The organism is Enterovibrio norvegicus (assembly GCF_002876705.1).
In the GTDB taxonomy this organism is placed as follows: Bacteria; Pseudomonadota; Gammaproteobacteria; order Enterobacterales; family Vibrionaceae; genus Enterovibrio; species Enterovibrio norvegicus_B.
The window spans coordinates 108,001-123,164 of sequence record NZ_MDAG01000014.1; the positions used below are offsets into that span (position 1 = coordinate 108,001).

Annotated in this window: 12 protein-coding genes; all 12 read right to left on the reverse strand. The window is 49.6% G+C overall.

All coding sequences use genetic code 11. The features are described from left to right. Position 1: 1 nt before the first annotated feature. From vasI to tssB, 12 genes are read right to left on the reverse strand one after another with little or no spacing between them, the layout of a single operon-like run. A complete protein-coding gene (gene vasI, locus BCT27_RS10250) occupies positions 2-718 on the reverse strand; it encodes a type VI secretion system-associated protein VasI (protein ID WP_241908554.1) in 717 nt (238 codons plus the stop codon). 2 nt (positions 719-720) lie between these two features. After that, a complete protein-coding gene (locus BCT27_RS10255; RefSeq protein WP_102316973.1) occupies positions 721-2,283 on the reverse strand; it encodes a sigma-54 interaction domain-containing protein in 1,563 nt (520 codons plus the stop codon). Positions 2,284-2,286: 3 nt separating this feature from the next. Continuing rightward, a complete protein-coding gene (tssH, locus tag BCT27_RS10260; protein ID WP_102395744.1) occupies positions 2,287-4,920 on the reverse strand; it encodes a type VI secretion system ATPase TssH in 2,634 nt (877 codons plus the stop codon). Between the two features lie 11 nt (positions 4,921-4,931). Then, complete coding sequence (gene icmH / locus BCT27_RS10265) at positions 4,932-5,708, reverse strand: type IVB secretion system protein IcmH/DotU (RefSeq protein WP_371734790.1); 777 nt, start codon at positions 5,706-5,708, stop codon at positions 4,932-4,934. A gap of 17 nt (positions 5,709-5,725) precedes the next feature. Beyond that, positions 5,726-7,060 carry a type VI secretion system baseplate subunit TssK gene (tssK, locus tag BCT27_RS10270; protein ID WP_017008359.1) on the reverse strand — a complete coding sequence of 445 codons (1,335 nt, stop codon included), beginning with the start codon at positions 7,058-7,060 and terminating at the stop codon, positions 5,726-5,728. A 3-nt stretch (positions 7,061-7,063) separates the two neighbouring features. Continuing rightward, positions 7,064-7,543 (reverse strand): type VI secretion system lipoprotein TssJ, encoded by a 480-nt coding sequence (gene tssJ, locus BCT27_RS10275; RefSeq protein WP_102316971.1) that lies wholly within the window; start codon positions 7,541-7,543, stop codon positions 7,064-7,066. A 1-nt stretch (position 7,544) separates the two neighbouring features. Continuing rightward, positions 7,545-9,008, reverse strand: coding sequence for a type VI secretion system-associated FHA domain protein TagH (gene tagH, locus BCT27_RS10280; protein WP_102395745.1), 1,464 nt, complete (start codon positions 9,006-9,008; stop codon positions 7,545-7,547). Between the two features lie 8 nt (positions 9,009-9,016). Further along, on the reverse strand, positions 9,017-10,072 hold the full coding sequence (tssG, locus tag BCT27_RS10285) for a type VI secretion system baseplate subunit TssG (RefSeq protein WP_198597546.1): 1,056 nt from the start codon (positions 10,070-10,072) through the stop codon (positions 9,017-9,019). Continuing rightward, positions 10,036-11,802: a type VI secretion system baseplate subunit TssF gene (gene tssF, locus BCT27_RS10290; RefSeq protein WP_102316968.1), complete on the reverse strand. Its 1,767-nt coding sequence runs from the start codon at positions 11,800-11,802 to the stop codon at positions 10,036-10,038. Before tssF ends, tssG begins: the two co-directional genes overlap by 37 nt. Next, on the reverse strand, positions 11,803-12,240 hold the full coding sequence (gene tssE / locus BCT27_RS10295) for a type VI secretion system baseplate subunit TssE (RefSeq protein ID WP_017015380.1): 438 nt from the start codon (positions 12,238-12,240) through the stop codon (positions 11,803-11,805). It lies immediately after the preceding gene. A gap of 3 nt (positions 12,241-12,243) precedes the next feature. After that, the gene (gene tssC / locus BCT27_RS10300) at positions 12,244-13,719 is read right to left on the reverse strand and encodes a type VI secretion system contractile sheath large subunit (RefSeq protein WP_017008365.1); all 1,476 of its coding nucleotides are present in this window, start codon (positions 13,717-13,719) and stop codon (positions 12,244-12,246) included. 30 nt (positions 13,720-13,749) lie between these two features. Continuing rightward, positions 13,750-14,262 carry a type VI secretion system contractile sheath small subunit gene (gene tssB / locus BCT27_RS10305; protein WP_017008366.1) on the reverse strand — a complete coding sequence of 171 codons (513 nt, stop codon included), beginning with the start codon at positions 14,260-14,262 and terminating at the stop codon, positions 13,750-13,752. Positions 14,263-15,164 lie beyond the last annotated feature (902 nt).

Below are 15,164 nucleotides of genomic sequence, written 5' to 3' on the forward strand. Positions count from 1 at the left end.
CCTACCAACGACAGGTGCTGCGCATAGGACGAATCGCAGACGTCAACCCTTCGGTGTCAAACGTCAGGTTACCAATCTCATCCAATTCAGAACGCAACACCGAGCCTGAACTCGACATCAATGCCTTCATCACATTGATGGCTGGAATACCGCGCCCTGCATGCATGATGGTGCCACTGTCGTCGCTTAACCATCGGTCTGTCACTGCAAAACTGCCTGATACCAATATCGTGGCTTTACCCGCCGATGTGGTCGTAGGGAGCACCAACTCCATACGGCTGATACTGTCGATGCAACTCAGCATCAAAATCGGCATGTCTTCACGCTGCTGTCCGCGATCAGGAATGGCCGTTGCTGTCATCCAAATGCCTTTGGTGAGGTCTTCTGGATCGGAATAACGCACAACAAAGCCTTGTTCATCTTCACCGCGCGCCGCTTCACTTGCATGAGCGCGTTGATAAGCTTCTGGTTTAATGTTCGCAATGGTCTGTTTGTTGTCAGCATCAAGGGGGGTATTGAATACCCCATCAAAGCACGCCAATCGTTCAAGTCGCGTGGGAATCGCTGCACACGTTTGCGCCTGGCTCACCAGTGACGCATCAGATCGCCCATTTGCGTTTTCAGTTGCAGTGTCTGCCCAAACTGGGTTCAACCCTGCACAACTGAGCATTGTGGTGCCAATCAGCAATCCAACATTCAAGGAACCGCTTCGCTTCATGGTCAATCAATCTCCATTTTTAAGCACTTGTGCGCCAGCGTTCGCTTAGGCAAACCCAAGCTTTCCGCTGCTTTCGTGCGGTCACCATCAAACACCGTCAATCGTGAACGGATCACGTTCACTTCAAAATCTTGCACGGCATTTTTAAGGTTATCGATGTTGGATAAATCCACGCCAATGTAGCTGTCCGTGACCACATCATCATTGCTGGCGAGCGCACCCGTCATATTGAACTCAGGCTGCTCATTGAGACGTTCATTCAAGGCAGCAGGCAGAATTTCTTCGTCACTGGCCGTGACTGCACAGCCATACTCAATCAAGTTACGCAGTTCTCTCACATTGCCTTGAAAAGCATGGCGATTCAGCAAATCCAACGCTGCATAACGCAGACCTGCAATGTTCACCCCTGAGCGCGTGTTATATTCCGCGATAAAATGACGGCTCAATTCAGGAATGTCTTCAAGACGCTCCACTAACGACGGCACAAGAATAGGAAATTGATTGAGTCGGTAGTACAAATCACGGCGAAACTCGCCCTGCTCTACGCGGGTGGGTAACGCGACATGGGTAGCCGCTACCAGACGAAAATCCACATTAATTTCTTGGGAACCACCCACAGGACGGAATGAGCGTGTTTCAAGTACGCGCAGCAATTTGGCTTGCAGTGACAACGGCATATCGCCGATTTCATCAAGGAACAAGGTGCCGCCATCGGCGTCTAACAACAGACCACTTTTGGCGCGGTCTGCGCCAGAGAACGCACCTTTCACATGACCAAAGAGCTCACTCTCCAACAAGGTGTCTGGAATGGCTGCACAGTTAATGGCCACAAAAGGTTTGGTCCGACGGTCAGACAACTCATGAACCGCACGCGCCACCAACTCTTTGCCCGTGCCTGTGTCACCACAGACCAACACATTGAGTAAGGACTGCGCCGCTGTAACAACCTTGTCTCGCATCTTTTGCATGGGTGAACTTTCCCCAATCAAGACGCTTTTCAATTCGTACGCTTTCTCGCGCTTTTTCTCGTCACGGCGAATTGCCGCAATAGACGAGCTAAGCGCAGAAATTTGGCGATGTTCTTTACCTAATTCCGCCACCATCTGGCTTTGATTGATATAGATCTCACAGAGTTGTTGCCATTGTTTGTCAGCCAACAGCTGGCTAAGTACCGACGATGGGCCTGTTAGCATCAAGATGGCTTTCACCTTCTTAACACCCGGCGGCAGCGGCATAATGAGTACATTCTCACCACGTTTGCGTGCCGACATAAGGGCCACAAAGTCGTCATTTTCTAACCAGTAATTGAGCTTGGATGGATCGAGCAGCATCGGTGACGCTGACTGAAGCACATGTGCAAACGGATGGGTGAAATCATCGACTTTCCATTCAAACGTGTTCCCGTCTTGCGTCACACTCAGCGAGCGTCCTTGCGCACTTGGGAACATCACCCAAGCACGTGACACACCCAGCGACTCCTCAATCTCATTCACGAAAGTGCTCGTGAGATCAGATTGATCGCGGGTATTGGTCAAAGACACTGCTAATGAAAGCCAATCGCTCATGGATTACTCCACCTCGCTAACAAACTGCCCGTCTTTGGCAGTCAGATACACGCGAGTCACAGGCTCACGCGCCGCAAGTTTGTTGAGTAGCGCCAGAGAAACCGGTGGCAAGAGCTGCCCTTCGATGATGGCTTCCAACATACGCGCACCATTTTCCGAGCGCGTAGCACGGCGAGAAATCTCACCAATCAAGGCATCATCAATTTCCGTTTCGGCTTTATAACGTTGCTCAAACACATTCACTAGACGCTTCAACTTGCCTGCAATGATGGCTTTGAGCGTGTCGCCATTCAGTGGCAAGTACGGCACAATTTCCATACGCGCGAGCAATGCAGGCTTGAAGAATGCAGCCAATTCTGGGTACAGTTTTTCTTCAAGCAACTCGGGCTGCTCTGCGTAGTCAACAATGGTTTGGTAACCCAAGTTAGACGTGAGGAAGAACACCACGTTTTGGCAATCGATCACACGGCCTTCACAGTCTGCCAATTCGCCTTTATCAAACGCTTGGTAGAAAAGGTTCAACACTTCTGGGTGGGCTTTTTCCACTTCATCCAACAGCACAATCGAGTAAGGCATTTTACGGATTGATTCTGTCAAAATGCCGCCTTCGCCATAACCGACATAGCCCGGAGGAGACCCAATCAAGCGAGACACTGTGTGTTTCTCTTGGTATTCCGACATGTTGATCGTGGTCAGGAATTGTTTGCCGCCGTAAAGCATCTCTGCCAACTGCACCACGGTTTCGGTTTTACCGACACCACTCGGCCCTGCAAGCAGGAATGCCCCTTTTGGACGACCTGGACGACGCAAATCTGCGCGCGCGGTCAGCAAGTGACGGTGAATGCATTCGATCGCCACGTCTTGACCTTTTATTTGCGCGCCAAGCAGATCAGGAAGGTGCGTAATACGGCTCAGTTCATCGGTATTCATTTGATCAACCGGTACGCCAGTCCAATCACCGATCACTTCTGCAATCTGCTGTGCATCCACATGTGGGTGAACCAAACGCTCATCATGCGGAATGGCCGCAAGTTCTGCATACAGTGCTTTCAGCTCGGTGCGCAGTTCTGCTTTCTCGTCTTCTGTCAGCGCTTCAACAGGCTCTTCGCCTTCTTCAGCGGCTTGAGGCTTCGCCAATACTTGCTGACGTTTTTCAATGATGTCGGCAATCAGCGTTTGTTGTGTGCTCCAGGCTTCGCGCAATGCGGCTTGTTCTTCCAAATCAACGTTTTCATCGGCTTCTAATTTCGCCAACAATTCGTCGTCGATGTCATGACCCAATTGCACTTCGCGGTTTAGCATGTCGATTTGGCGCTGACGCTGAATGGTTTTGGTTTCAAGCTCAGCCAAGCGACGCGGTGGCGCACTCAAATTGATGGCGATACGCGCACAGGCGGTATCTAACACATCAATCGCTTTATCTGGCAGTTGGCGACCCGAGACATAGCGCTCAGACAATTCAGCGGCAGCCACCAGCGCATCATCACTGATCAGCACTTTGTGGGCATTTTCGTAAACGCCGTGCAGTCCGCGCATGATATCGACCGCTTGATCAACCGTTGGCTCATCCAATTTCACCAATTGGAAACGGCGGCTCAACGCGGGATCTTTCTCGAAGTACTTTTTGTATTCTTTCCATGTGGTTGCAGCGACGGTACGCAGTTCACCACGGGCAAGTGCAGGTTTAAGGAGATTCGCAGCATCACCGCCCCCTTCCTGAGCGCCAGCACCGATCATGGTGTGAGCTTCATCAATGAACAGAATGATAGGAATGGGTGATGTTTTTACCTCTTCAATGATGGCTTTCAGGCGTTTTTCAAACTCGCCTTTCACCGACGCGCCGGCCTGCAATAAACCCAGATCCAACGACATCACATCGATGCCTTTTAATGAATCCGGCACATTGCCATCCACGATACGTTGCGCCAAACCTTCAACCATGGCGCTTTTACCTACACCCGCATCACCCACAACAATCGGGTTGTTTTTACGGCGACGGCATAGGATGTCGATCATCAGATTGATTTCGTCATCACGACACAAAACAGGGTCTAGCTCGCCATTTTTGGCCATGATGGAATAATTGGTACAAAAACGACCTAGCGCCGTATCTGCTTCATTCGGCACAGGCGAGGCATTGCCCTTTGAGGACGAAGCCACTGCGGTTTCTGATGACTCTTCTGTTAAGCGCGCAAAATGTTTTTTCATGGTTTCGCGATTCACTGAATCAAGCTGGCGAATCAGGTTCATCGGCAAATAGCGATCAGGACGCATCAAGGCGGCGAGGAAAATCACGCCAGAGCGGATTTCGTTGTGGCCAAGATCTGTTGATCCTAATAGCCATGCATCTTGAAGCAGTTCAACCAACAGCGGAGAAAATGATGGCGTGGTTTCTAGCTGCGTTTCGCGGCTAAGTGCATCGCCCGTCATTTGACGAATTTGAGAATGGTCAAGCCCTGCGCTTTTTAGCAGCACACGAATGTCTGAAAGCGGATTTTCGAGCAAAGAAAAGAGCAAGTGCTCGAACGTCACCTCTGGATTTTGGCGACTGATGCTCAACGCACCCGCCTGTTCCAAAGCCAGTTTGGTTTGTGGGTTTAGCTTGCCAATTAGCGTGTGAAGTTCAATGCGGATCACTGGTTCACCTGTTATTGAAGAATTTGATTAAGTTGCTCTAGCACGCTCGAAGACTTGTTGTTGAGCGCAATGGAATAAGCAATGAAAATGACGACAAGGCCGGTCACGAAACCCGCAAAAATCGTCCAGACAGGCATTTGCTTCGACAGTCGATATTTCGTCGACACCACATTGTCGGCAGCACTGGTTAGCGCGAGCGGTTCTTGGTCATCTAGCTGACGCAAAATTTGATGCAGCTTGATGATCACTTTTTCGTATTCTTCGCGCCCTTTTTCCATCACCTTATAGCGGCCTTCAAAGCCCAGCGTGAGACAAAGGAAAATGAATTCGAGCAGCGATTTATAACGCTCTGGCTCGTTTTCTAATCGAGACAAAATGGTGAAGACTTTCTCCCCACCCCACGTCTCGTTATGAAAGCGTGTTAGCAGTGAGTGTTCGGCCCACACACTGTCTGCGCCCCACGGGGTGCTCATGATGGCTTCATCAACAAACGAACAAAGCACATAGCGATACGCCAAGATCACGGCATGGTCATAACCTTGCTCGCTCAACTCCACTTCGATGGCTTTCACTTCTTCAACCGCTTGCTTGTAGATCACATCCACGTTGTGGCATTCGGTGAGCTTGCGCACACGCAAAGCCATGCCCAGCAAGGGAGTGGCAGCATCAATCAATGGATTGATGTTGTCGCCACGAAGTTTGAACCAGTAATCCTGATCCGCATCGATGTTGGCTGCTTCATCAAACAACAAATCATCGTAGTGACGTTCGCGGTTCGGTGTATCTATGTACATTTCCGCCATGACTAACTCCTTATTGCCCAGAACTGCAGGTCAATATCTGGGAAGTGCCCTGCCACATGGAACGCAAATCCACTTGCGTTGGCGAGCATTGACCACGCTTGGCTGGTCTTATCCAGTTGGTAGTAGGTGTAACCCGCGTGGTACGGCAATTGACGTGGTGCCACTGGCAATGGCGAAATTGGAATGCCCGGCAATTGCAGTGAAATAAGCTCGCGGATTTTCTCCACAGAGGCCACTTTGGTTTGCTGCACGAAGAGCTTACGCAATTCGTCCATCGGCATGCGTGCACGAACGGCAATGATGAAGTCAGCATCGCGAACCAATGATGGATCTTGAAGCGGCGCAACCATAAGGCCGTACTTGCGTTGATGCAGTTGGATAGAAACAGCGCGAGGCTCTAGGACGATGCTCAACGATTGGCGTAGACGCGTCATCACAGGACGGAACGACTCCACCGGAGCATCGTGTTGGTAACTGCCAAACTCCGGCGCCATGCGGCTTTCATCCGTAAAGGTTGCCAGCTCGCCACACATAGAAGACAAGGCTTCATACAGGCGCTCTGGGTGCAAACTGCGTAGACGAGATAAATGCTGAAGCTGTGGCTGCATGCGGTTAAGCGATTGCAACAACATGAAATCAGACACATCCGCCACACCACCTTGGCTCGGCGCGCCAATACGTTGAGAAATGTTCTTGGCGCGTTCACGCATCAAGCCCGCCATTTCACCAATGAAGCGGTGCAACACAGACACGGCGCTGACGTTGAGGTGACAAGGGAGGAAAGTGTCATCCAACAACACGCTGCCATCTGGGCGTTTTTCTAACACACGTGCAATAGCAATAGAGGCATACGCACTGCGATCCTCTTTCTCAAGCATCAAGCGCAAACAAACAGGGCTGACATCAATCGGTGCCATGTCACCTTGGTAGGTGTGAATGTCACGAATTTCCTGACTGTACGATTGGTAACGCCCCGACCCTGCAGCTTCAGGCCACGTCACTTCGGTGATCGAATCACTGCGAAGCGGGATAGCGAGATACACAATTTGGTTAGCCAACGAACTGTCAGCAACTTCCAATGCTTCTGGCTGCATGTCTTCTTGAGGAATGCGAAAGACGGTACCGTCTGGCATCACGCCAGATGCACTATCAAGTGCAATGCGTCCGAAGCTCAGGTATTCCGCATTAAGCGTCATTTCAGTGATGCCGTACAAATAGCGGCTAACCGCTGACATACGTTCATCTAGCTGATATTCCATGTTGCGTTGTTGCTGCTGAAAATGCTGTGGCTTAACGAACAGCCCTTCGTTCCAAACAACCCGGTTTCTCGATGACATCCTTTATTCCACTTTGTCGAGTAGTACGTCGTTCTTGTCGAGGTGCATCAGCAAGTGATACTGCCTACCCACAGGAATGATCTTGATGACCTTTTTCCAATCGCTGTTATCAGGGTCGGAAAAACGCGCCATGATGGCGATGTAGCGGGTATCCTCTTCGATCTCAAAGGGATCGATGAACTTGAATTGTCCCGGTACCAACACATAGTCGCGGTGGTCAATGTAATTACTTTTTAGTGCCTCTTCGGCATCATCCGAAAGCTGTTCGAAATCACCAGACAAGAACATTGAGTCGTCTTCTAACTCAAACACCTGAATCTCTACAGGCGTAGCATCACCACTAATGTTTGGGTTTACTTGCTCGGTAGCCACCATACTGAAGGTGACCGTTGTAGGCTGATCTTGAGGTTCGTCAGAACCACCGAGCACCCCGCAACCAGCCAGTTGCAGCACTAAAAAGCATGAGAGCAGGCGGACTATCACGTTAGACCTCCAATTGCTTCTCGCGGAGTTTTCTGTCGTAGGCTTGGTCAAAAATCTCCCAGAACAATTTCTCGAAGCCTTTTTGACGATCAGACGTCAATTCTGTGTAGTAGCTTTTGTACATGTTCCATGCCCATGCATCCGCAGATTCTGGTGTCGTTTCACCAGGGCGGCGATACGCGCTAAAACGACGCATGAGTACGTCTGGTGACAACGCACGAAGGATTTGACTCAGTGCCTCTGTCGTCGCAATTTGTACGGCTTCATTGTGATTGCGCACATTGGTCAAGCTTTCACTGATTGCCGATGGCGCTGACAGGTGAACGGCACTGCGTTGGCGGTCATACATGGTTTCGACCGTGTCTTTGTAATCAAGGCCAAGACGCAATGGGTTATCTTCAATTGGCTGAAGGTTTTTGTTCATCATCCCGTAACGGCTTTCTTCAACTTGAGTGTGCAACTCAAGCAGGCCACGAATTGCGGCTTGCAGTGATGCGCCCATTTCTTCAGAGAGCGCCTGCATTTCTGCCATGTTGCCAGCGTTGCCCGCTTGCGCGCCGAGGCCGCGCAGAATTGGGCCTACCACTAGGTGATTTGCATCATCAGGCAAAGCAGCATTGCTAGTGCCATAGTCAGCACCCGCCCCCGCAGCGTAATCACTGTTTGAGTAGTCTGATTTTGCTTCGTCTTTCGTGTTATCCGAGAAATTTCGCCCGACTTCTTCTTCCAGGCGTTCTAGGGTTTTGTCATCCATCGGGTATTCCTCATTCATTAATGTTTTTTTCAGTGTGATGGCGGAGCTCATTTCATATTCGCTGTCCGCATGCACTGTTTTTTCGCTTCCATGCCATTCCGTGTCTCGGGCCAGCAAGTAATCTTCTTTCTCTTGCGCGGGGGATGAAGAGGCGATTTCATCGTCCAACGGCGAGGTTTCAAGCGATGCCGCGGTGAGGGCATCCAGCGCCGCCAGAGGATCGTCAATCACGTCATCTTCTGGAGGCTCTTTGTCTGAGTGTTTCTTTTCAGAACCAATGTCCAAGGCATTGGGTTCGCTAAAGAAGACTTGTTCCAAGCCGTGTTGGCCGCTCACCACTTCTTGACCCGCTTCCACAAGGTGTATGCGGATTTTGTAAGGGCCAATGAGGACAACGTCATTTTCATTTAGCCTGACGGGCTTACCGCCACCAACAGGAATGGTTGCGCCGTTCATGTAGCAAGCACCGCGCACGTCGAGCAAACACAGCTCGCCATCAATCGACAGAATCTCTGCGTGATGGGTAAACACTCGCCCTTCTCGGTCTCGCAAATACCAATCATCGGCTTCACTGGCACCAATTGAGCCGCCTTCATGGGTGAAGGTGTGTTTTGCGGAAAGGCCTGCTTCAAGGAATTGGGTGTTCGTCACCACCAGCAAGACTTGCTGTTTTGACAATGTTTCCGAAGCATCCGTAAGTTGTTGTGACATACTTCCCTCTACTGCCTTAGCTGAATCCGCACGAAACGGGACTGTTTCACCTCTCCGGTGAACGATGACCAACCTAGTGAGGCTGGCTTGGTGGCACTCAACTGCATCGGTGGCGCTTCGTCTTGTTTAAGACCTAACTCCAAATCAAACGCCATTTGTTCGCGCAGTACGAACTCCACCAGGGTCAACAGCGGTAAGTACTCTTTGCCAGATGGCAAGAAATCTTTGAATCTCTCTTGCGTTAACCCATTAATACAAATCACAAATTTCCCGCTTCGATCGCCAACTTTGTCGCCAATCACGGAATCCATACCGATTGAGGCATTGGCATGACCTAGGCACATTTTCTGATCATCGGGAATATCAACATGTCGCAATTCCCATTGGCGAATCGTGACATCCTCTAAATCAAAACAGTGCGCAACAATGCCTGACACCACTTGTGGTGATCGGCTTCGTCCTGCCAACATGCCGGCGTAAGACAGCATCTTGCACCAGTTGATTGGCGTATCGCCGCGCAGGTTTTCATCAGCCAACCCCACCAGCGCAAACAGCTGCGCTGAGAAGGCATCGGATGCATCTTCGCGAAAGCGAATGTAGTAACGATACTTTCGCCAGATCTGGTAAATCAGCGAAATCAGTCGGTGGTTGAAGAAATCGAGAAACGGCTTACGTAGCCCGGTTTCCGCATCCTCCGTCAAAATGTCTTCTAAGAAGAAACCCGGCAACGGCGATTGCGCGCCGCTCATGCCGAAAAAGGTGGTCTCTAAACGGAGCTTATCGAGCCCCACGTCATCCAGCGCAGTGACGTCGCTTGATGCAAAGCCAAGGCTCGGGTTTGACGCGAACAATAATTTGCTCGACGAATCAGACGATTCCCCTTCTGGGTCTTCGTCTTTGATTTGGTGGAGCAACTCCACCAACTGATAAAAGTTGTATGCCCGCACATCACGAGGCAACGCGGGTGTTACGCTGTCGCCTCCACTGCCGTCCGGTTTCATCGGCACATTGGGAGGCGCAGTTCCCTCTAGATCAGAGGTTGCTGACCGTTCTGAATACCCCATGTGTACCTTTCCTGGTTATCTGCGTTGATCACGACAAGCTCGTGAAACGAATTGATGCTGGCGTACAGCGAGAAGAATCGACTTAACACTGTGCCAAAAATGTAGAGTTCGCCCTCGGAGCCAAACGCGGATTGCGCCAAGGTGATTTCGGAACGTAATCCACGCACCGGTAGCCCTCGGATCAGCTTTTCAATCGGTGCCGATTGAATGTCGACAATCCCGTCTAATCGATGACGAGAAACACGCTCAGCCTGGCGATCCACCAACGCACGGAAGTCGTAAGCGCGAAGCACTGACGACAAGGCATCTTTGGATAACAACGACAGGTAGTTAAGCGACAGGTTGGAAATCAACGTCCAAAGCAAGGTGCCATCAAGCATTGGGCGCATTGGCGCCGTCGGCTCGGTCAAATTCGCGAACTTGGCATACGCGGGTGAGGTGTCTGTCGGCACACAGATGTCACCTTTACCAAGCTCTAGTGGGAGCTGGCGGTTCGTACAAGTCAGCGAGAGCGATATCGCTTCGCTGAAACCCGTGCACTCGGTTTCATCGCTGCGCACAAATGAAATGTGGTGATCAAATCCATCGTTGTGAATGCTGTCTCGAACACGTACGCGGTAGTAGAGCGCTTTACGATCTCGTGCACGCTCAATTTCGTGTTGGAAGCTTTCGAACGGGGTGTAATTCCTTATTTGGCCGCGAATACGGCCCACATTGTTTTCTTGCCAACCCTGCACTTGATCGACACTGAACACCTCATAATGCGAGGCATAACGACTGGATGGAGTCACTTTGTATTCGGTGCTTTTCCCTGTGAGATCAATGGGATCTGCATCATGGGTAAAGAGGTTGATAACCGGCACACAGTACAACTCAAAGCTGTCATCTTTCACGCGGACATCAGGTGGCAGCGTTTTCGAAAAGCTAAAACGTAACGTGAAATCACCCGTCGCTGTTGGCGGAATGTACTTGCCTAAATCCTTTACTTCGAAAAACAAAAAGGCTTCAGGGAACGACAGATATTCCTGAAGAATACGATAGCCTTCGTAGACGTTTTTCGGATACGGGAGAATGGCATCTTCAGATTCGAAGCCCACCGCGCGGAAACTGTTTTTCGGCAGCGTGACGACGTGGTCACCGACCAATATTTCGACTTTATCGAGGTAGTGACTCAACCAGAGATACAGCATCTCTGCGCTATAGGTCTCACCGCCCAAGAAAAAGCGCAACGATTTTAAGCCGATTTGACCAGCACTTTGGTCGCCCAAAATCGTCATATCGACATCAACCAACGACGCTTCGCGTGTGTGCACGGTGCTCACACCATTGCGACGCAGCGGGTATACCTCGGTGTCGCGACAGGTGCTGAAATGACAAACCGTACCAAAGACAGGGTTCGCATCAAGCTGCGTGCCTTTTTCTACCGTTTGCCCGTAGGTGATCGCCTTTTCGTCAGGCGAGAACTGAACGATGCTGATGCTGGGCACAGGACGAAGATAATTCGGCCACAGCATGTTAATGATGGAGTGCGTCAGCTCAGGGAATTCGTCTTCCACTTTTTCGCGAAGTCGCCCCGTCAGAAACGCAAAACCCTCAAGCAAACGCTCGACGTCGGGGTCTGTATTTCGACTGTTTAGAAAACGGGCAAGCTGCGGATAGACTTCCGTAAACTCGAGTCCTTGCTCTCTTAGAAAAGCAAGCTCATCCCTGAAATATCGATTCCTTGACACTTATACGACTCTGTATTTTCGATTGCTATCTAAAAGCAGATCAATCTGGAATTTGCGGTGAAGCGCACCCACATTGACCGACGCGACGATCTGGAACCGCAAGTTAAGCGGTGACCCGTTATCAGGCTGAACAATGATGTCCATGTTCTTGAGACGGGGTTCATAGGTTTGTAAGCAATGCCGGATTGCGCGACGTATTTGCACAGCAAGATCGTGAGAACTTAGCGATGCATCGTTGAAGTCGATAAGGCCTAATTCGGGCGCACTGAGGGATTCCCCAATGCGCGCGTTAAGCAGGTTCGACACATTGTGTTTCAACGACTCAAACACGTCGGCCGGATCTGGCCCTTGTGTCACAGAGCGTTTTGGAGCGTCAGCTTCTAACCGTTGGAAGAAACTGACGCCATACGCACTGTCTTCTGCGTCAGGAAGTGCCATCTATTAGGCCTGGTCCAAACGCCCTACCAGTGACAACTCAAAGTTGGCACCCATGTACTTGAAGTGTGGACGTACTGCTAGTGACACCTGGTACCAACCTGGATCACCCTCAACATCACTCACTTCAACCTTCGCTGCGCGAAGTGGACGACGGCTACGAACTTCTGCCGGCGGGTTCTCCTGATCAGCAACATACTGACGGATCCACGTGTTCAGCTCGCGCTCGAGATCTTGACGCTCTTTCCAAGAACCAATCTGCTCACGCTGTAGCACTTTGATGTAGTGCGCCAAACGGTTGATGATCATCATGTAAGGCAATTGCGTACCCAACTTGTAGTTGGTTTCCGCTTCTTTGCCTTCTTTGGTGTTCGGGAACACTTTTGGCTTTTGAATAGAATTCGCAGAGAAGAATGCTGCGTTGTCACTGCCTTTACGCATGGTCAACGAGATGAAGCCTTCTTCCGCCAATTCGAATTCTTTACGGTCAGTGATCAGCACTTCCGTTGGGATTTTCGCTTGTAGCGCACCCAAAGATTCGAACAGGTGAACAGGTAAATCTTCAATCGCACCACCGCTTTGAGGACCGATGATGTTTGGACACCAGCGGTACTTAGCGAAGCTTTCAGTCAAACGAGACGCCAATGCAAACGCAGTGTTACCCCATAGGTAGCTTTCGTGTGATTCGCTCACGTTTTCACGGTAATTGAATGACGTGATTGGGTTTTCTACTGGATCGTAAGGTACACGCAGTAGGAAACGTGGAGCAGTCAAACCGAGGTAACGTGCATCTTCTGATTCACGCAGCGCACGCCACTTGGTGTAACGCGGGCTTTCGAACGTTGCTGCAACGTCTTTCAGGTTTGGCAACTCTTCGAATGAATCGATACCGAAGAACTCTGGCGCAACCGATGATAGGAACGGTGCGTGAGCCATTGCACCTACCGCACCAACATACTGAAGAAGCTTCATGTCAGGGGTAGACGGTGTGAATGCGTAGTTACCGACTAGCGCGCCAACAGGCTCGCCACCAAACTGACCATAGCCAGCAGAATAAACGTGCTTGTAAAGACCCGCTTGGGTCGTTTCCGGCGCAAATTCGAAGTCGTCAAGAAGCTCTTGCTTGGTTGCATGAAGCACTTCGACTTTGATGTTTTCACGGAAATCAGTGCGGTCAACAAGCAGCTTCAGACCACGCCAAGAAGATTCCATTTCTTGCACAGGCGCGCTGTGAAGAATTTCATCCATCTGTGAGCTGATCTTTTTGTCCAGCTCAACCAGCATTTGGTCAACCAATGCTTTGTTTACTGGCTCTTGATCTTGGTCAGAACCGATAAGGTTTTCGATGAAAGCTGCCACGCCTTTCTTGGCAATGTCATAGCCTTCTTCGCTCGGAGCCATGCGGGTTTGCGCCATGATGTCGTCAAGCAGACTACCAGTAGCGTAGTCCGCGCTTTCGGGCGCTTTCTCTGTTACGGACATTAACAAAATCCTTTTCTCTTTCTTCGTGGGTTATGCGTCGTCTGCGGGTTGCTCTTCAGCACCCACGAGATCGAGTTCAGCAAGAAGTTTCTCGCGTGAATCTTCAGAAGCGAGAAGCTCCTGTAGACGAGCACGGAAGGCTGGGATATTGCCTAGTGGGCCTTTTAGCGCCACGAGTGCTTCACGAAGTTCAACAAGCTTGTTGAGCTCAGGCACTTGGCTGGCAATGGAATCTGGTGAGAAATCAGCCAGAGATTTGAATGAAAGTTCAACAGGAAGCTCTTGACCTTCCTCTTCAGTCATCACATTCGGCACTGACGTCGAAACTGAAAGGTCACTTTCGCGCATGACCGATGTGAAGTTGTTTTTGTCTACCGAGACCGCTTCGCGTTCTTCGATAGAAGTGTCTTCTGGGTGACCTTTAAAGTCGCCAAGAACCACGAGTTTCAACGGAAGTTCGATTTCCGCTTGGGCGTCGCCTGTGGCAGGAACGTATTTAATATTAATACGCTCTTTAGGCGCTACACTTCCCTCTTTCGCCATTTTTTCGCTCTCCTTTCGTTCATTCGCTAGAATTTTCACCGGGTGGTGAGATAGACCGAACTAAAAATTACAAGATGCTGATCCAAACCCTCCACGGGTTTTAAAGCAGCGAGATCAACAACACGCATAGCATCCGCAATGACACTGGCAAAAAATGCAGACACGTGTTCGATGAAAATAAATTCACTTAGATTGAATCAAAATAAATATCATGTCGCCCATTGTGAAATGAGCAGAATGCATACAGCAGAGGGACTACTTGGAGGGGAAAATTCAAAAGTGAAGAAGCCGCTGTCTTAAAGAAATTGAGAAATACAAAAATCCAAAGTAGGAAAATACCCCACTTGAACCTCTCAACTCGCAATAATGAGACAGTAACTTATTCAATTAACAGAATTTTACTTGATACCACCTTTAGAACCTTGCCAACCATAAAGTTACTAAATTAAACAAAAACAAAAATTTATAATAATTTTAAACGTATCTTTGTACGTTATTTCTATTCGAAAGCACCTGTTGGAACTTACCATTGCCTGAACAGTAAGCATCTTCAACATTGGCATTCATTATATGCTTGTATAATGTGACAAACCCATCGTGTACCACAAGTATTAATGAACTATTTTCTGTGCACGAAATTCAAATTTAAAATGTCAGTCACGCTTTATTACGTAGCGTCCACCTCTCTCAAATAAGAGACAGCACTTACCCAGTCTCAATAACGATAAGAATAAGACACCCAGATTTAAAGTCCGCAAAACAATATATTAAAACGGCATTTTTAAACGTAATATTAAAATTTATGCATAATAAATTCAGTTATCTATGATGAACTAATAAACACTGCAAGATTTCAGATACATTGTATAGTTTTTTTACAAGCCTTATAATTTATACTCCAC

Excerpts from the sequence above, each read along its gene's own strand:
- vasI (WP_241908554.1), bottom strand. The coding sequence starts at position 718 with ATGAAGCGAAGCGGTTCCTTGAATGTTGGATTGCTGATTGGCACCACA.
- BCT27_RS10255 (WP_102316973.1), bottom strand. The coding sequence starts at position 2,283 with ATGAGCGATTGGCTTTCATTAGCAGTGTCTTTGACCAATACCCGCGAT.
- tssK (WP_017008359.1), bottom strand. The coding sequence starts at position 7,060 with ATGTCATCGAGAAACCGGGTTGTTTGGAACGAAGGGCTGTTCGTTAAG.
- tagH (WP_102395745.1), bottom strand. The coding sequence starts at position 9,008 with ATGTCACAACAACTTACGGATGCTTCGGAAACATTGTCAAAACAGCAA.
- tssG (WP_198597546.1), bottom strand. The coding sequence starts at position 10,072 with ATGGGGTATTCAGAACGGTCAGCAACCTCTGATCTAGAGGGAACTGCG.
- tssE (WP_017015380.1), bottom strand. The coding sequence starts at position 12,240 with ATGGCACTTCCTGACGCAGAAGACAGTGCGTATGGCGTCAGTTTCTTC.
- tssC (WP_017008365.1), bottom strand. The coding sequence starts at position 13,719 with ATGTCCGTAACAGAGAAAGCGCCCGAAAGCGCGGACTACGCTACTGGT.
- tssB (WP_017008366.1), bottom strand. The coding sequence starts at position 14,262 with ATGGCGAAAGAGGGAAGTGTAGCGCCTAAAGAGCGTATTAATATTAAA.